Origin of the sequence: Paenibacillus sacheonensis, assembly GCF_009909195.1 — a bacterium.
Classification (GTDB): Bacteria; Bacillota; Bacilli; order Paenibacillales; family Paenibacillaceae; genus Paenibacillus_Z; species Paenibacillus_Z sacheonensis.
On sequence record NZ_JAAAMU010000003.1, the window covers coordinates 1 to 25,636 of the forward strand.

The following is a 25,636-nucleotide window of genomic DNA, read 5'->3' on the forward strand; positions in this document are numbered from 1 at the left end:
AGCGTGAAGCCCCCCTCAAGATGAGATTTCCCAGTATGTAAGACCCCTTGAAGACGACGAGGTTGATAGGTTCGAGGTGGAAGCGCAGCAATGCGTGGAGCTGACGAATACTAATCGGTCGAGGGCTTATCCTAGAAGTTATCCTGTTTGCTCAGCTAAGCAAGACACCTTTCGCAAAGGTTCGTATCCAGTTTTCAGGGTGTAAGCTGCCCGAGTTACATACCGTTCCCTGATAGCTCAGTTGGTAGAGCACTCGACTGTTAATCGAGTTGTCACAGGTTCGAGTCCTGTTCGGGGAGCCATCATGGAGAAGTACCCAAGTGGCTCAAGGGGACCCTCTGCTAAGGGGTTAGACTGCGTAAGTGGTGCGAGGGTTCGAATCCCTCCTTCTCCGCCAGTTCTTGTTTTAATGAAAGTAAGGCCCGTTGGTCAAGTGGTTAAGACACCTCCCTTTCACGGAGGTAACAGGGGTTCGAGTCCCCTACGGGTCACCAATAATGGAGGCTTAGCTCAGCTGGGAGAGCATCTGCCTTACAAGCAGAGGGTCGGCGGTTCGATCCCGTCAGCCTCCACCATCTTTATAGTAGTTAACGACGCGGGGTGGAGCAGCCCGGTAGCTCGTCGGGCTCATAACCCGAAGGCCGCAGGTTCAAATCCTGCCCCCGCAACCAATTCAGACATGATCGGACAAGTTCCGAAGTGAATATTACGGAGCCGTGGTGTAGTGGCCCAACATGCCTGCCTGTCACGCAGGAGACCGCGGGTTCGAATCCCGTCGGCTCCGCCATTAATTCACTTGCTCAAGCGGCTCGGTAGCTCAGTCGGTAGAGCAGAGGACTGAAAATCCTCGTGTCGGCGGTTCGATTCCGTCCCGAGCCACCATTCTTCAAATGTTTTATCACCATGCCGGTGTAGCTCAGTTGGTAGAGCAACTGACTTGTAATCAGTAGGTCGTGGGTTCGACTCCTATCGCCGGCACCATTATTTCCTTGAGTCATTAGCTCAGTTGGTAGAGCACCTGACTTTTAATCAGGGTGTCGTAGGTTCGAATCCTACATGACTCACTTGTTTTGCGCGCGTATGGCGGAATTGGCAGACGCACCAGACTTAGGATCTGGCGGGCAACCGTGGGGGTTCAAGTCCCTCTACGCGCACCATCAATATGCGGAAGTGGCTCAGCGGTAGAGCATCGCCTTGCCAAGGCGAGGGTCGCGGGTTCGATTCCCGTCTTCCGCTCCATATTTGCGCCCTTAGCTCAGCTGGATAGAGCGTTTGACTACGAATCAAAAGGCCGGGAGTTCGAATCTCTCAGGGCGCGCCATTTTTTCACGAAAGATCGGCATTAGCGGGATGTAGCTCAGCTTGGTAGAGCACCTGGTTTGGGACCAGGGGGTCGCATGTTCAAATCGTGTCATCCCGACCATATCTAAACGACGAAGCTCCTTGTGCAAGCAAGGGGCTTTTTTTGTTGTGTTCTAGTTGTGATTTTCAATACTTTTTGGTTGATAACCAAGTTGAGTAACCCAAGTCCAGCATGACACCTCTTGAGTTTCTTCAGCCTCAATAATAATCAGCCCCAATAAATTGACAGCTATTGTCATTTTCGGTTGACTTAACGCCGTAATCTTTTATTCAGCCGCGTTTGACATCGAAATGCATGCGGCAGAGCGGGTCCGCCTTGTGTGCTTGCAGCACCGACGATGACGAATCCTGCCGATTCGTAAAATGCTTTCGCGAGGTTGGCGGTTACCTCTATACGCAGACCGCGGCGCGCGATGTCGGCGATCAGCGCACGCGCGACGCCTCTACGCATCCAATCCGGATCGGTGAACAAATCCTCGAGCTCGAGGTAGTCCTCGACCGGTCGCGCCGATGCGAAGCCGACAACCTACCCGTCAACGACAGCAACATGCGCGAACGGCAGCAATGCGGTGTCCCACACCAGCCCTTCGGGATGGGCGGCGATTAGATCGTGGTCAGCTTTGTTGGTCAGCGAAGATCGCCGATAGACGTTGCGCAGTATGTCGATGTCGCCCGCGACTGCGCTCCGAATGACGAAGTCGGCCGAAGGGATCAAGAGTCTGATATGCTATAGTCATACTGCCCCATTCATTTCACTTCACGCTCAAGGTTTTCGATCCTGTCTCGGATTGACACATAGATAGGCGTATCAGCTTCTCCAGCTACGATTGCTTTCTTCAAGGCTTGAATCTCGATCAAGACGATAAACCGCTTGAGTTCAGCCAGATTTATCATGATCTAACGCTCCTCGCCCCACGTTTACCCCGTCACCGTGTACTGGATGTATATTATATCGGGGCTAATGTTAGTCTATTGAGCTGGCCGATCTCGGGTCGCTTAATATGCCTCGCGCTTAGCGCCCTTAGTCATTTCGGCGGGCAATGCTTAGAACAGCATCGTGGTTAGGATCATTCGCTTGTGGCAGGTGCCGAGTTTCAATGAGGTGGCGAGCCAGTGAACAGGATTAATTTTCATAAAAACGTTTTATATGGAGAGAGCGATAAACTGGATTTTTTGAAAGCGTTTTTATTGTTTTGCGCTCCTAACCCCAGTAACATCAAGGGTTTTAAAGTTATAAAAAACGTTTTAGTTTAATGTTGTTAGAAGTGCTGCTCTAATGGTAAGATGTGTCTATAGGCACATGTAAGTGCTTACAATCGATGAATCATCTTTCTCGAGGTGATGGTTCGCGATAAGAGAGGTCATTCTAAAACGTTTTAAGTGTACAGCCTAAGTCATCATTATTCATTCTGGGGGGCTAAGTTCATGCAAAACAAGAAAGTTATTGCAATACTTACCACGGCCGTGCTATCGACAACGCTTCTAGCGGCATGCGGATCGAACAACAATGATCCGAACACGAATACACCGGCTAATACTGCGAATGACCAACCAGCGAACACGAACAACTCGACGGATGCACCGGCGAACGACGGAGGCAATAAAGCCGACGACACGCCGAAAGAAAACAAAACGATCACGTTCTCGACGATTACGAACTACTATACGGCCGGCCTTGAGATCGCGGCTGAGGATTATCACAAGCTGCATCCGGAAACGACCGTGAAAATTGATATTGTAAGCGATAACACGACGTACCAAACGTCGTTCCAAGCAAAAATGGCAGCCGGCGGCGACGATGCGCCTGATATCGTGCACGCCAACTTGCTCGGCGACACGCCGAACAATAACATCGCGAAAGGCTTTATTCTCAAGCTGAACGATTTTATCGAGCAGCCTAACCCGTACAATAATGGCACGTCGCTGAAAGACGGCATCGTTGCCGACTACTGGAAGAATGCAACAGACTCGGCGAACGAAGTCTACATGCTTCCATTCGACCTTGTAGGTACGGGCTTCTTCTATAACAAAGATATTTTCTCGAAAGCTGGCATTACGGAAGCGCCGACGACGTGGGAGGCATTATTTGATGCCTTGCAGAAGATCAAAGATGCCGGCACGATACCTCTCGCAATGTCGCAAGCGACCGGAAGCGATTACGAGGGCTGGATGGTAGGCGCGTTCCTGGATTGGTCTTCGCGTTCGCTTATCCCTGATACATGGCTGCAGCCTGGCGATGCCAGAGACACGCCGGAAGCCGACAAAATCAACTCTACGCTCAAATACAGCCCGGATGATCCGTTCTTCGACGTAGGCGCGGTCGGCGACGTAGAACGTCAGCTCGCCCTTTGGAAATCCGGCAAGTACGACGCAACAGGACCGGCTGAACAAAAAACATGGACGACGCTGAAAAAGCTGTCCACTTACCTGCAGCCTGGTTACGCAACGATGAAAGACGCCGACGCTTATCAGCTGTTCATCTCCGGTAAAGCGGCGGCTTACTGGAACGGAAGCTGGCAGGTCGGCCAAATCTTGAAAGATCAAAAATCGCTCGGCGACAAAGCGTTCCAATGGGGAACATTCAAATTCCCGGACTTCGCTACGCCGGATCCGAACTTCCCGGGCCACCCGCGCGGTATTCTCGTACCGGGCCACCAGCTGTCCGTTACGGCTAAGAAAGATCAGGAAACCGTTGCTCGCTCGAAGGACTTCCTGCAATTCCTGTACTCGCCGGCCGAAGCGCAAAAAGTATTCTCGGCTACGATTGATGCCGGACAATTCGTCCAAGGTCCTAGCTTGGTCAAAGGCGTAACGCTGCCGGATGAAATCAACGCATATCTGGATGGGTTCAAGGTAGCCGGCAACATGGCGCCGATCTCCCTGCTGACTGGCGGTAACCCTGCTGCAGAGCCAAATGCAACGGCTGAAGGGAAAAGCCTTGAACTGCAATACTACAACGATAAAATTTCGCTCGACGAGTATCTGAAGAAGAGAGCCGCGCTTGCGAAGAAAACGAACGAACAGTACATCGCGGACAACAAATACGACTTGGATCCGAAAACGAATCCTTAATCCTCATGAAACGGCGACGGGGCTGTGGCGAAAGCCACCCCCGTCCCCTCTTTTAACCAAGTCATTTGCTATGGAAAGGAGATCCAATAATGAACTTGGCCAAATGGAGAAGATACGGGATCTCGTATCTGTTCCTGATTCCGTCGTTTCTGTTCATTGCGACGTTCCTGTATTATCCGGTCCTCCTGGCTTTCTTTCATTCGTTTACGAAATGGAATCTCGTCACGTCGGAATGGGTAGGGTTGGATAACTTCAAGAAGTTCTTCAATGAAGGTACCTTTGCAACAGGTGCGAAGAACCAGTTAATCTATACGCTGACGGACGTTGTTAAAGCAATCGTGTTCCCGCTGATCGGCGCGGAGCTGGTGTACTTGGTCGGGGGCAATAAAATCAAGTACTTGTTTCGGACCGGCTTTATCTTGCCGATGCTGCTGCCTGGTGTCGTATCGATTCTTCTCTGGCAAAATATTTACGATCCCACGAACGGGCTGCTGAATCAGCTGCTCCATGCGATGGGCTTCACTTCCACGCATGCATGGCTCGGTGAAGAAAAAACGGCTATCTGGTCCATTGTCATGATGGGACTGCCTTTTATATCCGGTCTTCCGTTTCTCATTTTCTATGCGGCGATCGGCAACATGAACCAGGAACAGCTGGAAGCAGCCCGCATCGACGGTGCAAACGGCTGGAATGTGTTTACGAAGATGCACTTGCCGTTCCTTATGCCGCAATTTAAGATCGTTATTATTTTGACGATTCTCGGCAGCCTGCAGGATTACGTAAAAATTATGATCTTGACCGGAGGCGGTCCGGGCGTCGCGACGACGAACCCGGCGATGATCATGTACAACGCGGCCTTCGGCAGCTCGCAGTACGGCTATGGATCCGCCATTGGCGTAGCGCTGTTCTTGGTGATTCTTGTCCTTACGATTTTTAATTTGAAATTCCTGAAAACGGACTATTAAAAAGGGGGGCGCTCACATGACTGGTTCATTGACGAAATGGACAGGTGGGGTTCTGCTCACCATTTTGCTTATATTAACGTTGGTACCATTCGTATTGCTCATCTTCTTCTCGTTCAAGACGCAGCTCGAGGTGCTGATCGACTTTTGGGGCATGCCGGATAAGCTTCATTTTGAGAACTACTCGGCGGCGTGGAAAGCGGTCAGGTCCAGCATCGGCAACTCGTTGTACGTATGCGTGATTACGGTAGCAGGCGCCGTATTGATCGGTTCTTTGTCGGGGTACGTTTTTGCGAGACATAAATTCCCGCTCAAAAGTCCGCTTTACATGCTCTTGATCGGCGTCATGATGATCCCGTCCCTTCTAACTGTGGTACCGTTATATGCGATAATTACGAACCTGCATATGACGCATTCTTTCTGGGGCTTGATACTTCCTTACATCTCCGGAACGCAGCTGCTCGGCATCATGCTGTGCCGTACGTTGTTCGAATCGCTCCCCGAGGAGTTGTTCGAAGCGGCTCGCATCGACGGCGGTAGCGAATTTTATTTGTACTCCCGGATAGCGCTGCCGCTCTGCGTGCCGATTCTCGTCACGATCGGCATCGTTACGTTCTTGGCCGTATACAGCGATTATCTCTGGCCGTTCATTGTTTTGGATCAATCGCAGCAGACGTTTACGATGGCTGCCGTCGGATTGAACAAATCGGGCCGATCGGATATCGGACTTTCCTTCGCGGCCTATATCATCGGCAGCGTGCCGACCGTTCTCGTTATTCTATTCGGCATGAAATACTATATCGAGGGCATGGTTTCGGGCGCAGTTAAATCGTAATCGAAAAGAGGATCAATATGGAGACGCATTCTGTTGATGTGAAGCTGCCGCTGTGGATCTGGCATCCAGAGCGGGAGAAGAGGCTCAGCCTCGTTCTGACCCGCACCTTCAAGGCGGAGCATGATATTTCCCAAGTCTCCTTCCATACCGCGTTTACTGGCGGAGCGCGAATCCTGCTTGACGGAGCACTGATTGCAACGGTAGACGAACAGGCCGGCAATGCCGGCGCATTCATGCAAATCGCTTCATTTCCGGCAGCGCTGGCAGCCGGGGAGCATGAGCTGCGATTAGAGCTGACCTGCAGCGAGATCGTTCCGCTTGCCGAAGTGAATTATTATTTGTGGGATCGCAGGGTTGGCGCAATCGCGTACCTGCAAGGCGAGGGATTATGGCTGGCTTCGGACGAGGAATGGGCCGCCGACGAATCCCAAGCCGCGGTGATTTGTTTGCTTGGCGAAGAGCCTTTCGGCGATCTTGAGAACAGCCCGTCGTCGTTCGTAATCGGCGGATTCGGAGACATTCGGGCCTATGACTTAAATCACGTCACATTGCTGCAGGGCAAAGCGATTCAGGCTTCCGTAAGCGGTTCGTCGGTGCGACTGACCGGACAGCACGGCGCGGACGGGAATCTTACGCTTCCGAAGCAGGAGCAGCTTCAGCTGTTCTACCATCTCCGCAAACAGGATGAATGGAAGGCGATGCGCGGCATTCAGAGCGAGATGGCTCTGGAGGAAGCTTCAACGGTCGTGCTGGATATCGGAGCGGAGCATAATTGCCGATTTATCGCCGTAAATAACGGCTTAAGCGCCGTGAAATTGCTTTGGAACGGCGGCGAGTCGCAGCATGAGCTTAACCACTACGACGGCTGCATTACGGAATGGGTGGTCGTAGAGCCGGGGCAGACCGTATGCACGCTTCCTCAAGGCTTTCGCTATATTCAGCTGCAAGTGCTCGGCGAAGCCGGACAGCCGTTCGACTTGGAGCTGACTTTCCAAACGGTTCATGTCGCGCTGAACCAAGTGGGACGGCTGGAAAGCGACTCGGAACAGCTGAACGAGATTTTCAACGTAGCCGCGCATACGAGCCGCATTTGTCATCAAATCGGCCTGTGGGACGGGATTAAGCGAGACCGGCTCAATTGGACGTTCGACTTTTACTTGGCGGCGAAATCCGATTATTTCCTGTGGGACGATTATGCGGTCATTCGCCGTGCGGTGCGGGAGCTCGGCTTCGGCACGCCAAGCGGGCATTGGATGAACAGCATCTGCGAATACACGCTGTGGTGGATCAAGACCGTCTGCGAGTATTACGTTCAAACGGGAGACAAGGCTTTCGTGCTGGAGTTGAAGGAACCGCTGCAGCGCCATGTCGGATGGGTACAGCAAAATACGCGTTCTGGCGACGGACTCCTCGTGCAGGAAGGCATCCTCGTCGAGTGGGTGCCCATCTCCGATCACGAGAAGCGGATTGCACTGCAGGCGATATATGCACTGACGCTGCAGGATTTAAAGAAGCTGTCGGCAAATCTGCCCGAGCTGGAGCTGGAATTCAGCTGGCCGTTGAAGGCGCTGGCGAGCAGCGAGTTTATGAAGCCGGAGTACGCGCTCGCCGTCAAAACGCTCGGCATCGCCAGCGGATACGTCTCGGACGAGGCGGCGGTCGCATTCCTCGAGAGCTATACGATGCAGGATCCGCTGACCCCGCTGTCGGGGTTCCAATTGGCGGAGTGTTACTCCCGTTATGGCCGCCACGAGCAGGCGCATGATGTGATCTCGCGGATCTGGGGCGGCATGCTGGATAATGGCGCGACTACCTTCTGGGAAGCTTGCAAGCTGGATATCACCGGTGCGCAGGATTTCCATGATGCCCTGACGACGTACACGGCTTACGGCTCCTATCGGATGAGCCTTTGCCATGCCTGGTCGAGCACGCCGGTCAAGTGGATTGGCGAAATCGTCCTTGGCGTGCAGCCGCTCGAGCCCGGCTACCGCAGCGTGCGCATTGCCCCGACGCCTGTCGGAGGCATTCGTGCCTGCAGCGGTACGGTGAACACGCCGCTTGGACCGCTTACGGTCAAGTGGCATTTGGACGAGAAAGGCGAGCTGCAGACGTTCGTGACTGCGCCGGCGGGCATGAAGCTCGTGGAGCCAGATCGATTGAACATCGAGCAGGAGTCTCTATAACCAATAAATGAACAGCCAATCAGAGGCACCTTTCGAAGCAAATCGCGGACGGAGACTTAACGTCCCGCATCCTCGTGCTTCGAGAGGTGTTTTCTGCGCGGTGGAAATTTCTGGATAAAGGAAACAGGTCCGGATGGCTAGAAATAGGAGAGGGAAAGCGGATTACAATCCGGATGGCGGAAAGACAGGCTTGAGTGCTGGCGTCAGCCCTTCTATGAACTCAGTACTCGCAGCTATTGAATAAGTAGAAAAACGTCCCTGCTGGTTGCGACCGGCGGGGACGTTTTATGGCCGCGCACATTGAGTTTACGGCACGTGGATGATTAGTTCCAAGTTATTTTCAGCAGATGCAAATAATGAAGCAGCGCGGCTTGGCAGGCTTCGCCGGATGCGGGCAAGCTTAGCAGAAACGACTGAAGAGCGGCTTCCGTTTCGATGCGATATGGCGCTGCCCAGCGTCTGCCCGCCGATTGCCAAAACAACCGGGAAGCGCTGCGGTTCAGCGTGTCCTGCATTTCCTGATTGCGGCTGAGCGTGATGATGCTGTCCAGGGCGTAAAGCTCGAATTCGCAGAGAGCGGTGCCGCTGCCGGCAGACGTATTCGATTGGAGCGTGGCGCGCAGCTCTTCCAACAGCGTGCTTGATCGCTCACGAAGTCCTTCCGGATCCAGCTGCCTGACGGTGATGATAGCGAACAGCAGCATAGCGGCGATCAGCTCCAGCAGGTCACCGGCCCGCTGAGCGGAAGTATCCAGCACGAGCACGCCATGCTTCGGAATGATTTTGACAAAGCCTTCCGTTTCCAACTGCTGAAGCGCCGCGCGGACCGGTGTCCGGCTCATGTCCAGCTGCGCGCTGAGCTGCACCTCGGAGGTTACCGTGCCTCTGGCAAGCGTGCCTGCAACGATTTGTTGATAGATGATATGATAGGCTTGATCGCGAAGCGTTTGATGGGGCATCCGGTTGTCGGCACCTCCTCTTGGAAAAGCGCAGTGTATGGTTGAAGTATAGCATAGACTGGAAACGTGCAAGTAGAGAGCAGATCGAGCGCATGCTGCGCTGCATAAGGAGATGGACGGAATGAGCAAACCGGAGGGAGCCATGACGCTGCGGGAGACGGCGTTCCAGGTCATGAAGCAGCATATCGTGAATGGCGAATGGCCGGGCGGCATGTTCTTGTCCGAGAAGTATCTGAGCGAGCTGCTGGGGATGAGCAAGACGCCGATCCGTTCGGCGTTCGACAGGCTGGAGATGATGGGGCTCGTCAAGCTGTCCCCCAAGCAGGGCGTCTTCGTCCAGGAGCTGTCGCTGAAAAAGATTCTTGAATTCTACGAGCTGCGAATGTCACTGGAAACGTATGCGGTTCGGAAGCTGACAGGGCGGATGGACGCGGAGTTCTTCCGCAGGCTGGACGAGAATATCGAGCTGCAAGGCGAAGCGATCCGCCAGGATGATATTTCCCGCTATGTCGGGTTGGACCGCGAGTTTCACGCCATGATCGTCGGCGGACTCGATAATGAAGAGTACATGGAAGTGATGTCCCGCATCCAGGACAAGTTCCTGCTCGTCGTGCGCATGACGTTCGTCAAAAACAAACGGCGCCTGATCGGCAGCATCGACGAGCATCGGCAAATTCGGGATGCGCTGGCCGGGCAGGACGCCGCGCTGTCCGCACGGTTGATCGAGGCGCATATCGAGTATGTGAAGAAGATTATGTTTTGAGGGTTACCGTAGCTAACGGTTGTGTCAGAGGCTAATCTGCCCAAAATGGCTATTTCAAACAAGTAACGGTTGCCAGGGAGCTTAATCGGCGATTATTTCGCGCATCGGCCGCTCAGCTCTCAATAACGGCAGCTACAACCGTTAAAGTTTTTGAAGTCGTATTTTTGTTGGATTAGTGACGCTGGCAAGCGTTAGAAACCTGAGCCTGTGCTCCAGCAGCAGGGAATGCTGCATTTTCCAGCCTTTCGCAGAAGCGAGCGCCTTGCTGCATTCTCCGGCCTTTCGAGAAAGTAGGCGAATGCTGCACTCCCCGACCTCCGTCGGTGAGCGCAAGCCAATCGCCAAGTCCATGCCCTCGAAGCGGGCGAATGCTGCACTCCCCGACCTCCGTCGGTGAGCGCAAACCAATCGCCTCACGCAAACCAATCGCCTTACCATTCATCTCATGTATACAAGTCATACATCTTGTTCCCTCTTCGCCGCTGTGCTACGTTGAAGCTAGCAGTTCACTTTTGGGGCAAGGGGAGAACAAGGATGAAAATCACCGATATTCGCACGTTTATTTTGGGCAACCCATGGAAGAACTGGCTGTTCGTGCTCGTGGACACGGACGAGGGCGTGACCGGGCTGGGAGAGGGGACGCTGAACGGCTTTGCCAAGACGGTCGAGGCTGCCATTCATGAGCTGAAGCATCTCGTCGTCGGCCGCGATCCGTTCGATGTCGAGACGATCAGCTTGAAACTGTTCCGCGACGTGTATTCGGACGGCGGCCAGATTCAAGGCTCCGCGCTGGCGGCGATTGAAACCGCTTGCTGGGACATCATGGGCAAGGTAACGAATCAGCCGCTGTATAAGCTGCTCGGCGGCCAATGCCACGATAAGCTGCGCGCTTACGCCAACGGCTGGTACCGCGGACCGAACACGCCGGAAAATTTCTTCGAGAAAGCCAAGGTCGTCGTGGGCAAAGGCTACACGGCGCTCAAATTCGATCCGTTCGGCGCGGCTTGGCGCACGGTAAGCCGGCAGGATTTCTCGGCGGCGATCGAGAATATCGCAGCCGTCCGGGAAGCGGTCGGCCAAGGCGTCGACATTCTCATCGAAGGGCATAACCGGTTCAGCGTATCCACCGCGCTGCAGTTCGCGGACGCCATGCTGAAATACGAGCCGACTTGGTTCGAAGCGCCGGTACCTCCTCATCTGATTACCTCCATGGTGGAGGTTGCCAGACGGAGTCCCGTACCGGTCGCTTGCGGCGAAGACTATTACTCCCGCGAGCAGTTTGCGGAGCTGCTGCGCCATGACGCGGTGCATATCGTCCAGCTGGAGCCGCAATTCCTCGGCATCGCGGCATCGAAGCAGGTATGCGGCATGGTCCATGCGCATAACGGCGTCACGGCGCCGCACAGCGCGCAAGGCCCGGTCTGCTCCGTCGTCTGCAGCCATTTGAACATGGCGACGCCGAACTTCTATCTTCATGAAATCTTCGACGAGTTCAACGAGCCTTGGGAAGAGCAGGTGCTGATGCCGCCGCTGAAGGTACAGAACGGCTACGTGATGCCGCCGGACGGCCCGGGACTCGGCGTGGAGCTGAACTTGGAAGAGCTCGACAAGCATCCGTACCAGGTGGGCAATTGGCTGCCGCTGTTCAAGCAAGGCTGGGAGAAACGCGAGTCGGTCAAATAGAGGAGCGATGAACGATGACGCAAGAAATCGCGAGGCAGTTCGCGCGGAAGGCGGAGCTGCTGCTGGATGCGAAAGCAATCCTGGCGGAAGGACCGCATTGGAACGCGAACCAAAACAAGCTGTATTGGGTGGACATTCAAGGCTTGTCCTTCGGAAGGCTGGACTTGGCTTCCGGACGCAACGAGCAATTCCCGATCGGCAAAACCGTCGGAGCCGTCGTAAGCGATGCCGTGGACGGCGAGATCGTCTATCTCGCGACGCGCGACGGATTCGAGCGTTACGACTGCCGCACCGGGGGGCTGACCGGCGTGGCAGACCCGGAGGCCGATAAGCCGGCCAACCGGTTCAACGATGGCAAATGCGATGCTGCCGGGCGTTTCTGGGCCGGCACGATGGAGGATGCGGAGGCGAACGTCTCCGGCGCCTTGTACGTGCTGGACAACGATCTGAGCTGCCGCAAAACGCATGAGAACGTCGGCGTGTCGAACGGCATTGCGTGGAACGCGGACGAGACCGAAATGTATTATATCGACTCGATGAAAGGCACCGTAACCGCGTTCGATTACGACGCGTCTTCCGGCAGTATCGCCGCTCCGCGGATCATCATCGATTTCGCCGGCGAGCAGGGCGCGCCGGACGGCATGACGATCGACGCGGAGGGCATGCTGTGGATCGCGCACTGGGGCGGCTGGCAGGTATCCCGCTGGAATCCGCGTACGGGCGAGAAGCTGGGGGGCGTGTACGTGCCCGCGGCGAAAGCGACTTCCTGTACGTTCGGAGGGGATGAGCTGGATGTCATGTACATCACCACGGCTCGCATCGGCCTAACGGCGGAACAGCTGGAGGAGCAGCCGCATTCGGGCGGGATTTTCGTCTGCCGGCCTGGCGTAACGGGAACGCCGACGCATGCGTTTCGCGGCGCCGCGGGCTTAAGCTAAACTTTAACAAAAACCAGACTCAAGTCGGCTATCAAAGTCTCTTAAATGGGGTATAGTAGAGATAGAGACGGATGCGGAACGGAAGATCACGCTGCGTCCAGATGCGAGGAGATGGTGTTTGTTATGAAGAGGCATGTACTGGGAATCGCGCTGACCATTCTAGGTGTATCGGCTTGCATTTCAACGGTGTCGGCTGTTGATAACGAGTACACGCCAGTCAAGCAAACGCCGGATACGATCACGGCATTCATTCACGGAATCGACGTGCAGAACGGCAAGGAAACGCTGCAGGCAGACCCGATCGAGTGGTTCGAAGGCAAAGCGGCGGACGAGGAATTCCTGAAGCGCGAGGCGGATTCCGGTCTCGACGGCGCGCCGGACGGCTATTATATCGTCAACGACGACGAGAAGCTGGAGACGCTCGAGGTGGACCCGCAGGCTGCCGTCGTCATGCAGATCTATGACCGCACGGGCAGCCTGGTGGACGCGACGACGGAGTGGAACCAATCGATCTCACTGGCGAAGTTCAACGCGATCTACCGGAACAAGGCCGTTCTCGACGTGAGCGCTTATCCGTATCACTTGACGATAAAGGACGGCAAGGTCGTCCGCATCGTGCAGCAGTTCGTGCCTTGATCGGGCGCGCACCGCACGCATAACGCACGTACGTTCCAACGAACATAAATTCAAACCCTTCCGCGATGGCGGAAGGGTTTTTCGTTTGCCCGGCGTAAGTTAAGGGAGACAGGCTTTTGGATGGCCGACAACGAAGGAGCTGATCCGCATGTTCGATCCCACGATATTCGATAACCTGAAGGTGGCCGTCGAGAATTACGTCTACGACATGGACAACTTGGATGCCCGCGTCGTCATTACGCATCGCATCGACCGGCTGGAGATGGCCGTCATGGCACGGGTGTTCGCGCTGCAGTTTACGCTTGCGGAGGGCAGCGGCATCACCGCCGAGATTCGGTTGGAGTCGTCGCTGAAGGATTTGGCCGCCGAAATCCTCGAACAGGACGGGGCCGCTGGCTGCGCGGTCAGATTGCGTTTCTACATGCCCGTGGATGAAGTAGAATCGGCGTGCGCTTACGTGGAGCAGCAGTTGACCGAGCTTTGGCAGACGGACATGCCGCCCACGCAAATGATCAGTTATCTGTATGGCGAAGGAGCGGTCCCGTCGTATCAGAACGAGATCGAAGTGCATTTTAACCGCAAAATCAACGAAGAACAGATGGAGGATTTGCCCGGGTTGATCGAGCATATGGTGCAAACGCTGGAAACGCTGGAGGCGTTCGCGGGAGAGCTGGCGTAATCGCATGATCGGCTTGGCAATCATCGCACTGCTTCGGCGGGTCCAACCTGCCGTCGGGGTCCGCAGCCGGAACATAGGCCAAACCAATGACGGATATAGGAACTTCGTATTTCACGCGCGCCGCCCTTTCCGATTATGATCGTTATACACTTGGAGGTGGACGTTATGGATAATATGAACCATGTGCGCGCGACGTTCGACGGAGCGGCCGGCGGCTACGACGAACAGCGGCGCAAATTGATTCCTTGCTTTGATGATTTCTACGGGACCGCAGTCGCGCTGGCCGAGACGAGCGAGTCTCGGCCTCGAATACTCGACCTTGGCGCGGGTACGGGCTTGCTGTCCTCCCTGCTTCTGAAGAAGCTTCCGGAGGCCCGGCTCACGTTAATCGACTTGTCGGATAACATGCTGGCCGTCGCGAAGGAACGTTTTGCAGGACGGACGGGCATTGAATACGTGCGCGAGGATTATACGTCTTACACGGCGGAGCAGGCATGCGACCTGATCGTATCGGGCTTGTCGATCCATCATCTGACGGACGAGGGCAAGCAGGCCGTATATCGGAACGCTTATAACAATTTGAAGCCGGGCGGTATCTTCATCAACGCCGATCAGGTACTTGGTCATACTCCGTTCATCGATGCGCATTATAAGGAAGACTGGAAGCGCAAAATCGAAGCGAGCGGACTAACGCGCGCGGAGCTGGACGCCGCCTACGAACGGACCCGAATCGACCGCATGGCGGGCCTCGCCGAACAGCTGGTATGGCTGGCGCAGGCCGGCTTCTCGGACGTGGACTGCGTCTATAAATCTTACAATTTCGTCGTCTTGTTCGGCAGAAAAGCCTAATGCGGAGGCTGCCGTTTCTTTGCTGCCGATATTCTTGAGGGAATGCCGGCTTTTTGTTGATCTAAGGACAGAGCCCTATCCTTAAAATCCCGAAGCCGTCGTCCGATATAGTACATGGCACCTAAATTGCGGGACTGGACGACGTTGTAGCTCCACGGAAGAATGTTCTATTTTACCGATGTTGAATTTTTCCAGCGCCTGCTATAATGGTAGTCTACCTTTTCAATAGCCTGGAAGGAGATTCTATGCGAACTAAATGGATTGGTTGTCTGGCACTTATTTTCATTGTCATCGTCGGCGGTTTCGGCTTGCGTGCTCACGACGCCTCGGCCGTAACCAAGCTTCCTTATCAAGCGAAAGTCACGACCACGGCGCTTAACGTCCGAAGCGAGCCTTCCCTGCAGGCTTCCGTCGTCGGGCAATTGAGGTCAGGGGCCGTAGTCACCGTCACCGAGGAAGACGACGACGGCTGGGTACAGATCAAAGGATCCAAAATTTCCGGCTACGCGGCCGGCTATTTGCTGCATCGGACGGACAGCAGCGGCCAAACGGCAGGCTCGTCCTCGTCCTCGGTCGGCGGCAAGGCAAGCTCGAGCCCGGGATCTACCGCGACCGTCACCGCGGATTCCCTGCGCATTCGTTCCGGGCCCGGGACCGGCTACTCCGTGATCGGTTCCTTGAAGCAGGGAGAGCAGGTCAGCGTCGCGGGCAGCCAAAGCGACTGGCTGAAGATCCGCACGTCGGGCGGCTCGACGGGCTGGGTAGCCAAGGAGTACGTCGGCCAAGGCGCGCCGCGGCAGACGGAGCAAACGCATTCTTCCGGCAACGGCATCAAGGGCAAGCTGATCGTCGTCGATGCCGGCCATGGGGGAAGCGATCCCGGCATGATCGGAACGACGTACGAGACGCAGGAGAAGGAGCTGACGCTCAGCACCGCGCAGTACGTGAAGCAGGAGCTGACCCGGCTCGGCGCGAAGGTGATCATGACGCGGACGACGGACGTGAAGCCGGAATTGTCGGAGCGGGTGCACATCAGCGAAACGAACCGCGCGGATGCGTTCGTCAGCATCCACTACAACTCCTCGGAGAAGAAGACCAGCGGCACGCTGACGTTCTTCTATTCCGAAAAGAAGGACAAGCCGCTTGCGTACGCGATCGAGGCGCAGCTGGACAAGTCCGGCATCGGCCTTCGCAGCAACGGCCTCTCCTTCGGCGATCTGTACGTGCTTCGGGAAAACAGCACGGTGGCCGCGCTGGTCGAACTGGGCTTCCTCTCGAACGCCAAGGACGAGTCGATCGTCCGCGGATCGGGATATCAGAGGAACGCTGCCGCGGCGATCGCGCGCGGTTTGGCGAATTATTTCGACTGATTCGGCGCGAGCTCGGCTCGGAGTCTAGGCACGACGTTTGCCGAAGGCGGGAAGCAGCGAGTCAACAGCGAATCAGCAGCGAATCAACAACGAATCAACAGTGAAAGACCTTCAGCTATGCATGCTGAGGGTCTTTTTCGTGCGCTGCGGCAGCATGGAAGACTCGAAGCGTTTTCTAAAATAGTTGTCCACCATCGGCGGTAATTCCATTACAATGAAAATCAATCAGACCCCGCGGAGGAGAATGCCCGTGAAGATCGATTTTCGTACGATCGCGCCCTACGTCCGTTTCGTTCAGGATTATCATGGCTACGACGATTACAAGATTCAGCCCCGCGTCATTTACGATCATGAGATCATTTTCGTCAAGAAGGGCAAATGCGTGTACCGGATCGGCGAGAAGGAATACACGCTTCGCAGCGGGGACGTGCATTTCATGCCGCCGAACGTGCTGCATTCGTGCCATGTGCCGAAGGGGGAGGATTTCTCGTATTTCGCGGTGCATTTCGATCTTGTCTATATGGGGGAGAAGCTGGACTTCTCCGCGGACGATGTTTATGTGCTGCCGTATGGCGAGATCGACGAGGTGCCGTACGACGAGGAATTGGCCGGGCGTCCGGCACCGGAGTTCCGGGAGGTGCAGTTTCCGTTCGTCATGCAGGCGGCCGATACCATCGTGCTGCACGAGTGGTTTCAGCGCATGCTGGCGGCGTACAGGTCGAAGCATTTCGGCTACGAGATGGAGCTGCGCGCGTTCCTGCTGCTCATCCTTGCCCGGATGACGGCCTCGGTGGCGAACAATGCCGGCATCGCGAAGGAACATGCGCACGGCGGCAAGATCGCCTATGCGATGCAATATATGGAGCAGCGTTATGAGGAACAGGTGGATCTGCGGCGGCTGGCAGATGACGCCGGCATGTCGCCTTCTTATTTTCGGGCCTTGTTCAAAGGAGCGACCGGCCGGACGCCGCTCGAGTTCCTGACCGCGGTTCGCATGGAGCGGGCCAAGGCGCTGCTGCACGAGGGGGATTATCCGATCCACGACATATCGGCGCGCGTCGGCTATGCGGACATCCATTATTTCAGCAATTTGTTCAAAAAAATCGAAGGGCTCTCGCCGAGAAATTATCGGTTGTCCGTCCAGCGCGGAATCGGCGTGGGGAAGAGGGAACGCAATGCCGAATAAGAGGGAACAGCGTCGATAATTACAACTTTCCAGGCGCGTTTCCTTCAAACATAACTTAAAGAAAGCGGTTACAATTGAGGAGTCAGCCCATTTTCGAAAGCGAGAGGGGACTTCAGTTATGAACCGATTTTGGAAGAAGCTGTCCGTAAGCGCGGCAAGCTTGGCGCTGCTGCTCGGCGCCGGAGAGGGAGTCGGATTAACGGGCGCGGGCGGAATTGCGCACGCGAACAACACGACGTACTACGTCAACAACCAGAGCGGCTCCGGCTGCAGCAATGCGGGAGCGGGCACATCCAGCGCGGCGCCGTGGTGCGACTTCACGCCGGTCAACGCGGCGACGTTCCAGCCGGGCGATCAGATTCTGCTGGCTCGGGGCGCGGTGTGGAACCAAGTGCTGCAGCTGCACGGCTCCGGCACGAGCGGCTCGTGGATTACGCTCGATGCGTACGGCAGCGGCAGCAAACCGAAGATCCAGCGCAGCGGCAGCGCGAACGATCGAACGGTGTACATGTACGACCCTTCCTACTGGAACGTGCGCAACCTGGAGGTCGCGAACGCCGGCGACGGCATCCGGGTCAGCTATTCCACGCTTGGCCACGAGGGGCTGCGTTTCGATAACCTCTACATCCACAACATCGACAACGTGGTCAACGCCAGCCCGACGACGCCGGACGGCGTCTATTATTCGACGGGCATTCTCATCGACGCGAACGCGGCGCCCTTCCCGAATACGAGCCAGTGGGTGAGCCGGGATATCGTCATCTCGAATTCGGAGATCGCCTACACGACCGCGCCGATCACCATTATCGACCAGGTGACGTCGAGCAGCGAGGAGACGAAGAACGCCTTTCTGAACGTGAGGCTTAAAAACCTGAACATTCATCATGCCAAAGGGCCGATGGGCATCCGCAACACGACCGACTTCATTATGATGGACTCCCGCATGGACAGCATCGGCTACGTGGCGCTGCCGCAGGGCACGACGGGCATTTTCGTCTGGAAAACCGACAATTACGGCTTCATCAACAACGTGTTGAACAACGTGCCCGCCACCGGTTCGCCGGACGAGACGATGATCGACATGGAAGGATACACGAACAACACGTACTACTACGGCAATTACATTTCGAATACGAACGGTCCGGGGATGGAATTTCTGCAATTAGGCGGAGGCAATCCGCCGAGAAACCCGGCGCTCGACCATAATACGAACAACACGGTAGCCGGCAATACGTTCGATTCCAATCACGGTTATGCGATGAAGACGATCAACAGCTCCAGCAACCCGACGGGCACGATCAGCGACAATCTCTATTACGAGCTGGGCTCCGGCTTGACGACGGGCAGCTTCGCGGGCTTCACGCAGACGAACAATATCAGCATTTCCTCCGCAAGCAGCCTCTACAATGGCGGCAAGCAGTACAGCGGCACGGCCAATACGGGTGGCAGCTCCTGCACGACGGGCAGCGCATGCTGGTCTTACCAGCTCTACAACGGCAGCAGCTACGGCGCGCTCAGCTACGATTCCGGCAATGATTGGTGGGGCACTTCGGGCGGCAACGTATCGCGCTTCAACCTGCTTCCGAATGCGACGTCCAGCAGCTGGGCAGCCAAGGCATGGACGGCGCCGAGCACGGGCACGATCAGCCTTCGCGGACGCGTACTGAAGAGCGACATCTCCGGCGGCGACGGCGTAAAGGCGCGCATCACGAAGAACGGCAGCGTCATCTGGCCGGCTTCGGGAACGCCGCAGACGATCGGATATAATGATCAATCCGGTTACGCGGCGAATTTGGACGCCGTTGCCGTCAGCGCGGGGGACGTTATCCGCTTCGAAGTGAACAACGGGGGCAGCGGCAATGCGACGGCGGATACGGTCAGCTGGTCGCCGACGGTCGCCTATACGGGAACCAGCTGCACGACGGGCGTGAATCTCGGCTTATGCCGCACGTACAGCTCTTCCTCGCAGTGGGACGGTTCGCAGACGGCGGACAAAGCGTTCGACGGCAACTCGTCGACGAACTGGCAGTCCGCCCCGGGTTCCTACAACGGGCAATGGCTCGAAGTGAATTTCGGCGCCAATACGACCTTCGACAAGGTGGTGCTCTCGGAATACGGAAGCCGCACGAGCGGATTCCGCATCGAATATTGGAACGGCTCGGCGTGGACGACGGCCTACACCGGCACGTCGATCGGCAGCGTCGCGTCTCCGAGCACGCACACGTTCGCTCCGGTCACGGGCAGCAAGGCGCGGATTTACTATACGGGCGGCACGAGTACGCCGATCCTGTACGAATTTGAGCTTTACAATTCCGGCTGCGGCGGCGCGAATCTGACGCGCTGCAAGACGTACGGCAGCTCCTCCAACTGGGATGCGACCCGCACGGCGGCGCAGGCGTTCGACGGCGATTATACGACCGTCTGGCAGACGGCCGGCGGCGCGGCGGTGAACGGCAGCTGGGTGGAAGTGAATTTCGGCGCGAGCACGACGTTCAGCCGGGCCGTCCTGTCGGAATACGGCAGCCGCACGACGGGCTACCGCATCGAATACTGGAACGGCACGTCGTGGGCGACCGCGTACACGGGCACCTCGATGGGCAGCGTGACGACGCCGAGCACGCATACGTTCGCGGCGGTGACGGGGACGAAGGCAAGAATTTATTTTACGTCCGGCATCGATATCCCGTTAATCTATGAATTCGAATTGTACGCGACTTAATAGCTTAGGCGGCAGACGATAATGGGGACCCGAAGACAATGGGAGCCCGATGACCTGAGAAACGAAGCGGAAGACATGACAGCAGGAATGAACGTTCATGTAACGTAAACGTACGACGGGCTCGACTAACAAATGACATCAGGAACGATGGAGGGACTTGCAAGTGAACGAAACGACTGGAACTTTTCTCGCTGGCGCCATTCGATGGGATGCTTGGTTTCCGACGAATGCCTCTTACCCGGGGTTCGTGGATCCCTCGCTGTACGCGCGGTACGGCAGCAGGGAACCGATCGACGGCTGGTTCGATTCGGAAGTGCCGGATCATGCGGAGCGCGTCGATAAGCAGATCCAAGCGGCCGCGGACGGGATGCTCGATTTCTGGGCATTCGTCTGGTACCCTGACGACGATGCCCACGAAGGCATTCGGAAGCTGAACAATCCGCTGAAGGACTATCTGGCTTCCGCCAAGCACGGCCTGCTGCAATTTGCGCTCGTGCTGCAGACGGGCTGGGTTGCGGGACGGCAGCAGCAAGAGCGCAGAGGATGGCGCGAGCGGAACGTTCCTGAGTTTTTGACGCTCATGGAGGACCCGCAGTATGTGCTCGTGAACGGCAATCGCCCCCTCGTGTTCTGGATGGATACGGAATTTCTCGATCACGAGGAACGGGGCTTCGGGGCGGCATGGGCGGAGGAGCTGGCTTATCTAGCCGATGCCTGCAAGCTGGCGGGACTTGGCGCACCGTACTTGGTCGACATGCGAAATGACTACGAATCGGCGGCGCGCTTCGGGTTCGACGGCGTATCGGATTACGGGCCGGCATCCCACAAGGGCGAAGGGCATTACAGCTTCGCGGAGCTGGCGCGCCATGACCGCGACAAACGGAAGCCCGAGCACGGGCTTGCGATCGTCCCTGGCGTGAGCGCGGTCATCGATCCGAGCCCGCGGCATAACGACGCATGGACGCAAGCGGTCGGAGCCAGCTACTACGGCTTCTCGTTCGAGTATCCGACCTATGCCGAATGGTTCGGGCACTTAAGCGAAATGCGGGATTGGATGCATGCGAATCCGCAGCATACCTGCTCGCCGCCCGTGATGGCCATCTATGCCTGGAACGAGCTGGACGAAGGCGGGCCCGGCATCATGCCGACGAAGCAGGAAGGGACGATGTTCCTCGATGCGCTCCGCGCGGCCAAGACGGGCGTTCATCCGGAGCGGATCGAGAACCGGGTGAACGACTCCAATCCGGCGATCGATTACGTCGGGAACTGGCGGCGCGAACGCGGCATCGCCGGCTGCTACAACGACGACTTCACGTGGAGCGGGGCAGCGGGGGATTCGTTCTCGTTCTCGTTCGAGGGAACATGGCTTCAATTGTGCGGCGAGCTCAATAACGCCGTCGCGGTCGTCGAGCTGGACGGCGTGCCGGTCCAGGAGGCGAAGGATTGTGCGGCTCATGGAGATGGGCTCTCTCGTTCGGCCGCATGGTTCGATGCGTCCGGCCTTGCCCCGGGCAGCCATAGGGTGAAGGTGACCGTCGGCAGCCATGCGGAGGGAGAAGCCGCCGATACCCGCGTGGCGCTGGACGTTATCCGATTCGGGTGATTCGCCGTTACGGGTTCAGCTGCGATTGGGACAGCTGCGATTGGGACGGCCGACGAAAAAAGGCTGCAGTTGCCGATCAATCGCTGCGTTCAGCAGCTTTGCGGCCTGCTTAGTCCCGAGCACGATCCCGAGCTCAGCCCCGAGCTCAGTCCCAGCGCGGCTCCGAATTGTCCGAACGCGAAATAGGCTGCTGCTTTTATGATGAGCATGGAATAAAAGAGAGAAATCCATCGTTAATTTAAACATGGGCTTCTCTCGTGATTCGAGAAGGAAGGGCCACTGGGCCTTTCCTTCTTTTTTGTTCGTTCGGGATGCGGCATGGCCAGGCAAAAAGCAGGCGCAGCAGGACAACCGCGCTAATTTAATGCCGAGTTGTAACTCTTCTGTAACGACATTAATTAGGGGACGATTTATAATCGTCCATGTAGCCGAAATCAGCGGTAATTATAGACAGCAAGAGGGGTCATTTCCCCTTCTGGAAGGAGAATGCTTTATGCCAAAACCTGTTGGAAGCAGCCGGTATATGCCAGGACTCGACGGATTGCGGGCGATCGCGGTTCTAGCGGTCATTGCGTATCATCTTAACCTCTCGTGGGTGCCGGGCGGCTTGCTGGGTGTCGGTATATTCTTCGTCCTTTCCGGCTACCTCATTACGGACATTTTACTGAAGCAGTATGCCAAATCGGGACGGCTCGATCTGAGAGATTTCTGGATCCGCCGCGCGCGAAGGCTCCTCCCGGCGATGATGATCATGCTCGCCCTCGTTACCGCGTGGCTGCTGATTACCGATTCGGAGCGGCTCGCCTCCATGAAGGGCGAGATCGTCTCGGCGCTGCTCTACTATAGCAATTGGCGGCTTATCTTTCACGATGTCTCTTATTTCGAAAGCTTCGGACCGCCTTCCCCGCTGGGGCATCTGTGGTCGCTGGCGGTCGAAGAGCAATTCTACCTCGTATGGCCGATGGCGCTCCTGCTGCTGATCCGCGGCGTGAAGCGGCGCGGCAGGCTGATGCTGTGGATGCTGGCGGGAGCCGCTGCATCCGCGGGCGCGATGGCCTGGATCTACGTACCTGGCCTTGATCCCAGCCGTGTCTATTACGGCACGGACACGCGTGCGTTCGGTTTGCTGATCGGGGCTGCATTGGCGGTCGTCTGGCCGAGCTGGAAGTTGAACGCGTCGATCTCGCGCCGCGCCAGGCTGGCGGTGGATGCCATCGGAACAGGCGGTCTGCTCGTTGTGGCACTGATGATTGCGCTGGTCGGCGAATACGACGCTTTCTTGTACCGGGGCGGCATGGTGGTGCTGTCCATAGCGGCAGCCGCGGTCGTCGCCGCGATGGCCCATCCCGCAAGCAGGCTGGCCCGCGCGATCGGCTGCAGGCCGATGCAATGGCTCGGCGCCCGCTCTTACGGCATCTATTTGTACCATTATCCGGTTATCGCGCTGACGACGCCGGCGGCACAGGTCGACGAGTTCCATCCGCTGCGCGCGCTGCTTCAGGTGCTTGCTTCCATGGCGCTCGCGGAATTGTCCTGGCGTTACGTGGAGGAGCCGATCCGCCATGGCGCGCTCGGCAAGCTGCGCAGCTGGCTGGTGGCCGGTAGCGGGGTACGCCGGACCGGACGAAGCCGCGGCTTGATGCTTGCAGGCATCTGCGCGCTTGTCGTCGCGAGCGTGTCCTGTTCCAATCAGAACAACCTGGTGCAAGGAGACAATGGCAAAGCGCAGACGGGAGAAGGCCAAACGGTCGGCGTCGGCGCGTCGGACAGCCAAGGCGAGGGCGTTTCGGATTCGGGTACGCAAGGGACGACACCGGACGTCGGCTCAGGATCGACGCATCAAGACGAGGGAAGCGAAAGCGATATAGGTTCGGAAGCCCCGGGCATGGACACGGGCACGGACATGGGCGGGGCGCATAACGGCGGCTCGGACAGCGTAAAGCCTGGCTCTCCTGACGGAACAGCGATTGGATCGAATGGAGATTCGAACGGCGGAAAGGATACTGCGGGCGGCTCGCCTGCCGATTCCGGCACTGCGGGCGAAACCGTCGATAATGGCAGCTCTGGCGGAGCGGGAACCGCCGGGGGCTCGCATGGCGGAAGCGGCGTAAAAGATCCCGCAGGCACGGGCGGCTCGACGGATAAGCCGGGTTCTTCCGGATCGGGCGGCGATTCCGCACCGCCCGCGGATGACGACGGCGACGAGCAGGCCGAGATCCCGCCGGCAATTGCGGCAGACGGGATTACCGTCATCGGCGACTCCGTGATTCTGGATGCGAAGCCATTTCTGGAGAAGCTTATTCAAGGCATCGTCGTGGACGGCAAGGTCGGCAGGCAATTTACGCAGGCGGACGACGTCGTCGCCGATCTGAAAAAACAGAACCGGCTGGGCAAGACGGTCGTCATCGAGCTCGGCACGAACGGATCCTTCACGGAGAAGCAGCTCGACCAGCTGATGGAGGCCATTGGCGCGGACCATACCGTGTACTTCGTGAATACGCGGGTGCCGCGCAAGTGGCAGGATACCGTCAACGACATGCTGTCCGATGCCGCCGCAAACCTGCCGAACACGAAGCTGATCGATTGGTATGCCGCAAGCAAGGATCATTTGGATTTCTTCGGCAAAGACGGCGTTCACTTGAAACGAAGCGGCGGCGAATTCTTCGCTGACTTGATCGCAGGCTCGCTTCAATAGAAGAGGATAGGACACGAGGGAGGCCGAGAGGCCTCTCTTGTTCGTGGCTGGATGCAAGAAGCCGCGCTCGGAGATGCGACAACAAAAGCGCCGGTATCGGACGGCGCTTTCAGGTATTCGTACATTCAACTCGTTTGTTTAACAATTCGTACATTTAGCAATGCGTTCCTTTAGCAGTTCGGATAGTGATAGATATCGTTGATTTGGTTGAACGGATAGTGGAAGGTAGCGAATTGCGAGGTGTACATGTATTGCAGGACGTATACTTCGCCGCCCTGCACGCCGCACAGCTTGCCGGATACTCCTTGTCCGTTGCGCATGGAAATGCCTACATGGGTCCCGACGAGATACGTCGCCTTTTGCTGCAGCTGCATGCTGCCTTGGGATTGGCTTGAATTGGGCATGAACATAACGGATCGCTCCTTTGGAAGCATAGATGGGAAGCTGTAGTAAACGTATGCCCCGGTATACGGCTGGGGTACAGCGAATGCCCACCTCGGGCGTAATTATATGTCCCGCTTGCAACCGGCAGCTCCGGGGAGAGGGCAGGCTGCAGATGGATGCTGTACCGATCCCCGCTGCGCGATCCAGCGTCTCTCTTGGTTTTGGTTGATCGACTGCTCATGGTTACGACGGATCTCAATGCAGACGGGAGAGTGCCTAATGAGGAAAGGATCGTTTGCGGAAGTTTGCGGAATTGTCCCATAGGGTAAATTATTCCTGAAGCGATCTTATCTCCGCAGCCGGTAGATTACGGGAACGAAGGGAAGACGGTTGATAACCGTACAGCCAGAGGGGACGCTTGCCCCTCCGAATCGGTTCATGGCGAGGCTCGCGTTCATGTTTTCTTCAAAATGACGGACGAGCCGAGGTTCAAGCAAGCTGAAAAAACGGCAGAAATTTGGAAGAATTCCATCCTTTCGGGAATACTATCCGGGTAAAAGAGCATATGTGAACATTGTGTCAACTAAATTAACACAGATGTCCGGAAGTTCACGTTCTTTTTAACAAAACTTATTTACAAAATAGCTAAATCCCCGTATATTTGATACATATCCAAACAAATGTTAAATAGGGATCTTTACAAATGTTCAGTTCAGGGGCGGCAGTACACTACTTAATTTTAGGAAATGAGGCGTTTC

General features: G+C 56.5%; 18 protein-coding genes, 13 tRNA genes, 1 rRNA gene and 1 pseudogene. 29 read left to right on the plus strand and 4 right to left on the minus strand.

Annotated elements, in window-relative coordinates; genetic code table 11:
- From GT003_RS05575 to GT003_RS05640, 14 genes are all read left to right on the plus strand, one after another.
- A 23S ribosomal RNA gene (locus GT003_RS05575) occupies positions 1-134 on the plus strand; the annotation flags it as partial.
- A 92-nt stretch (positions 135-226) separates the two neighbouring features.
- Positions 227-302, plus strand: a tRNA-Asn gene (locus tag GT003_RS05580).
- Positions 303-306: 4 nt separating this feature from the next.
- A tRNA-Ser gene (locus GT003_RS05585) sits at positions 307-397 on the plus strand.
- 22 nt (positions 398-419) lie between these two features.
- Positions 420-494: transfer RNA gene (locus GT003_RS05590), tRNA-Glu, on the plus strand.
- A gap of 5 nt (positions 495-499) precedes the next feature.
- Positions 500-575, plus strand: a tRNA-Val gene (locus GT003_RS05595).
- Positions 576-594: 19 nt separating this feature from the next.
- Positions 595-671 (plus strand) — tRNA-Met (locus tag GT003_RS05600).
- A gap of 39 nt (positions 672-710) precedes the next feature.
- Positions 711-787 (plus strand) — tRNA-Asp (locus GT003_RS05605).
- 19 nt (positions 788-806) lie between these two features.
- Positions 807-882, plus strand: a tRNA-Phe gene (locus GT003_RS05610).
- Positions 883-905: 23 nt separating this feature from the next.
- Positions 906-981 (plus strand) — tRNA-Thr (locus GT003_RS05615).
- A 10-nt stretch (positions 982-991) separates the two neighbouring features.
- A tRNA-Lys gene (locus tag GT003_RS05620) sits at positions 992-1,064 on the plus strand.
- Positions 1,065-1,074: 10 nt separating this feature from the next.
- A tRNA-Leu gene (locus GT003_RS05625) sits at positions 1,075-1,157 on the plus strand.
- Between the two features lie 7 nt (positions 1,158-1,164).
- Positions 1,165-1,239: transfer RNA gene (locus GT003_RS05630), tRNA-Gly, on the plus strand.
- Positions 1,240-1,244: 5 nt separating this feature from the next.
- A tRNA-Arg gene (locus tag GT003_RS05635) sits at positions 1,245-1,321 on the plus strand.
- Between the two features lie 25 nt (positions 1,322-1,346).
- Positions 1,347-1,423 (plus strand) — tRNA-Pro (locus GT003_RS05640).
- Positions 1,424-1,612: 189 nt separating this feature from the next.
- Here GT003_RS05640 and GT003_RS32415 read toward each other — a convergent pair.
- Positions 1,613-1,876 (minus strand): annotated as a pseudogene (locus GT003_RS32415) (GNAT family N-acetyltransferase); the annotation flags it as partial.
- A 233-nt stretch (positions 1,877-2,109) separates the two neighbouring features.
- On the minus strand, positions 2,110-2,256 hold the full coding sequence (locus tag GT003_RS05650) for a hypothetical protein (RefSeq protein ID WP_161695353.1): 147 nt from the start codon (positions 2,254-2,256) through the stop codon (positions 2,110-2,112).
- A 531-nt stretch (positions 2,257-2,787) separates the two neighbouring features.
- On the opposite strand from GT003_RS05650, the gene GT003_RS05655 reads away from it, so the two are divergent.
- From GT003_RS05655 to GT003_RS05670, 4 genes are all read left to right on the plus strand, one after another.
- Complete coding sequence (locus GT003_RS05655; RefSeq protein ID WP_161695355.1) at positions 2,788-4,434, plus strand: ABC transporter substrate-binding protein; 1,647 nt, start codon at positions 2,788-2,790, stop codon at positions 4,432-4,434.
- Positions 4,435-4,523: 89 nt separating this feature from the next.
- Positions 4,524-5,399 (plus strand): carbohydrate ABC transporter permease, encoded by an 876-nt coding sequence (locus tag GT003_RS05660; protein ID WP_161695357.1) that lies wholly within the window; start codon positions 4,524-4,526, stop codon positions 5,397-5,399.
- Positions 5,400-5,415: 16 nt separating this feature from the next.
- Positions 5,416-6,231 (plus strand): carbohydrate ABC transporter permease, encoded by an 816-nt coding sequence (locus GT003_RS05665; RefSeq protein WP_161695358.1) that lies wholly within the window; start codon positions 5,416-5,418, stop codon positions 6,229-6,231.
- A 17-nt stretch (positions 6,232-6,248) separates the two neighbouring features.
- Positions 6,249-8,414 carry an alpha-L-rhamnosidase-related protein gene (locus GT003_RS05670; RefSeq protein WP_161695359.1) on the plus strand — a complete coding sequence of 722 codons (2,166 nt, stop codon included), beginning with the start codon at positions 6,249-6,251 and terminating at the stop codon, positions 8,412-8,414.
- Between the two features lie 323 nt (positions 8,415-8,737).
- Here GT003_RS05670 and GT003_RS05675 read toward each other — a convergent pair whose 3' ends face one another.
- Positions 8,738-9,373, minus strand: a complete 636-nt coding sequence (locus GT003_RS05675; RefSeq protein WP_161695360.1) for a GntR family transcriptional regulator — start codon at positions 9,371-9,373, stop codon at positions 8,738-8,740.
- A gap of 121 nt (positions 9,374-9,494) precedes the next feature.
- On the opposite strand from GT003_RS05675, the gene GT003_RS05680 reads away from it, so the two are divergent.
- The 11 genes from GT003_RS05680 to GT003_RS05730 all read left to right on the plus strand — a co-directional run bounded on the left by GT003_RS05680 (position 9,495) and on the right by GT003_RS05730 (position 24,494).
- Positions 9,495-10,136 carry a GntR family transcriptional regulator gene (locus tag GT003_RS05680; RefSeq protein WP_161695361.1) on the plus strand — a complete coding sequence of 214 codons (642 nt, stop codon included), beginning with the start codon at positions 9,495-9,497 and terminating at the stop codon, positions 10,134-10,136.
- Positions 10,137-10,670: 534 nt separating this feature from the next.
- Positions 10,671-11,819, plus strand: a complete 1,149-nt coding sequence (locus GT003_RS05685) for a mandelate racemase/muconate lactonizing enzyme family protein (protein WP_161695362.1) — start codon at positions 10,671-10,673, stop codon at positions 11,817-11,819.
- A 14-nt stretch (positions 11,820-11,833) separates the two neighbouring features.
- Positions 11,834-12,757: an SMP-30/gluconolactonase/LRE family protein gene (locus GT003_RS05690; RefSeq protein WP_161695363.1), complete on the plus strand. Its 924-nt coding sequence runs from the start codon at positions 11,834-11,836 to the stop codon at positions 12,755-12,757.
- Positions 12,758-12,880: 123 nt separating this feature from the next.
- Positions 12,881-13,393: a hypothetical protein gene (locus tag GT003_RS05695; RefSeq protein WP_161695364.1), complete on the plus strand. Its 513-nt coding sequence runs from the start codon at positions 12,881-12,883 to the stop codon at positions 13,391-13,393.
- Between the two features lie 148 nt (positions 13,394-13,541).
- Complete coding sequence (locus tag GT003_RS05700) at positions 13,542-14,072, plus strand: hypothetical protein (protein ID WP_161695366.1); 531 nt, start codon at positions 13,542-13,544, stop codon at positions 14,070-14,072.
- Positions 14,073-14,237: 165 nt separating this feature from the next.
- Positions 14,238-14,921, plus strand: a complete 684-nt coding sequence (locus tag GT003_RS05705; RefSeq protein ID WP_204798963.1) for a class I SAM-dependent methyltransferase — start codon at positions 14,238-14,240, stop codon at positions 14,919-14,921.
- A gap of 245 nt (positions 14,922-15,166) precedes the next feature.
- Positions 15,167-16,291 (plus strand): N-acetylmuramoyl-L-alanine amidase family protein, encoded by a 1,125-nt coding sequence (locus GT003_RS05710; RefSeq protein ID WP_161695367.1) that lies wholly within the window; start codon positions 15,167-15,169, stop codon positions 16,289-16,291.
- Between the two features lie 250 nt (positions 16,292-16,541).
- On the plus strand, positions 16,542-17,477 hold the full coding sequence (locus GT003_RS05715; protein WP_161695369.1) for a helix-turn-helix domain-containing protein: 936 nt from the start codon (positions 16,542-16,544) through the stop codon (positions 17,475-17,477).
- 118 nt (positions 17,478-17,595) lie between these two features.
- The gene (locus GT003_RS05720; protein ID WP_161695371.1) at positions 17,596-20,196 is read left to right on the plus strand and encodes a discoidin domain-containing protein; all 2,601 of its coding nucleotides are present in this window, start codon (positions 17,596-17,598) and stop codon (positions 20,194-20,196) included.
- 163 nt (positions 20,197-20,359) lie between these two features.
- Positions 20,360-21,799 carry a hypothetical protein gene (locus tag GT003_RS05725; protein ID WP_161695373.1) on the plus strand — a complete coding sequence of 480 codons (1,440 nt, stop codon included), beginning with the start codon at positions 20,360-20,362 and terminating at the stop codon, positions 21,797-21,799.
- Positions 21,800-22,292: 493 nt separating this feature from the next.
- Positions 22,293-24,494 (plus strand): acyltransferase family protein, encoded by a 2,202-nt coding sequence (locus tag GT003_RS05730; protein WP_161695375.1) that lies wholly within the window; start codon positions 22,293-22,295, stop codon positions 24,492-24,494.
- Between the two features lie 170 nt (positions 24,495-24,664).
- On the opposite strand, the gene GT003_RS05735 is transcribed toward GT003_RS05730, so the two are convergent.
- The gene (locus GT003_RS05735) at positions 24,665-24,904 is read right to left on the minus strand and encodes a hypothetical protein (RefSeq protein WP_420831477.1); all 240 of its coding nucleotides are present in this window, start codon (positions 24,902-24,904) and stop codon (positions 24,665-24,667) included.
- Positions 24,905-25,636 lie beyond the last annotated feature (732 nt).

Coding starts and splice junctions, on each gene's coding strand:
- GT003_RS05700 (WP_161695366.1), top strand. CDS start 13,542: ATGTTCGATCCCACGATATTCGATAACCTGAAGGTGGCCGTCGAGAAT.
- GT003_RS05650 (WP_161695353.1), bottom strand. CDS start 2,256: ATGATAAATCTGGCTGAACTCAAGCGGTTTATCGTCTTGATCGAGATT.
- GT003_RS05690 (WP_161695363.1), top strand. CDS start 11,834: ATGACGCAAGAAATCGCGAGGCAGTTCGCGCGGAAGGCGGAGCTGCTG.
- GT003_RS05655 (WP_161695355.1), top strand. CDS start 2,788: ATGCAAAACAAGAAAGTTATTGCAATACTTACCACGGCCGTGCTATCG.
- GT003_RS05685 (WP_161695362.1), top strand. CDS start 10,671: ATGAAAATCACCGATATTCGCACGTTTATTTTGGGCAACCCATGGAAG.
- GT003_RS05735 (WP_420831477.1), bottom strand. CDS start 24,904: ATGTTCATGCCCAATTCAAGCCAATCCCAAGGCAGCATGCAGCTGCAG.
- GT003_RS05660 (WP_161695357.1), top strand. CDS start 4,524: ATGAACTTGGCCAAATGGAGAAGATACGGGATCTCGTATCTGTTCCTG.
- GT003_RS05710 (WP_161695367.1), top strand. CDS start 15,167: ATGCGAACTAAATGGATTGGTTGTCTGGCACTTATTTTCATTGTCATC.
- GT003_RS05675 (WP_161695360.1), bottom strand. CDS start 9,373: ATGCCCCATCAAACGCTTCGCGATCAAGCCTATCATATCATCTATCAA.
- GT003_RS05670 (WP_161695359.1), top strand. CDS start 6,249: ATGGAGACGCATTCTGTTGATGTGAAGCTGCCGCTGTGGATCTGGCAT.
- GT003_RS05730 (WP_161695375.1), top strand. CDS start 22,293: ATGCCAAAACCTGTTGGAAGCAGCCGGTATATGCCAGGACTCGACGGA.
- GT003_RS05720 (WP_161695371.1), top strand. CDS start 17,596: ATGAACCGATTTTGGAAGAAGCTGTCCGTAAGCGCGGCAAGCTTGGCG.
- GT003_RS05680 (WP_161695361.1), top strand. CDS start 9,495: ATGAGCAAACCGGAGGGAGCCATGACGCTGCGGGAGACGGCGTTCCAG.
- GT003_RS05705 (WP_204798963.1), top strand. CDS start 14,238: ATGGATAATATGAACCATGTGCGCGCGACGTTCGACGGAGCGGCCGGC.
- GT003_RS05695 (WP_161695364.1), top strand. CDS start 12,881: ATGAAGAGGCATGTACTGGGAATCGCGCTGACCATTCTAGGTGTATCG.
- GT003_RS05665 (WP_161695358.1), top strand. CDS start 5,416: ATGACTGGTTCATTGACGAAATGGACAGGTGGGGTTCTGCTCACCATT.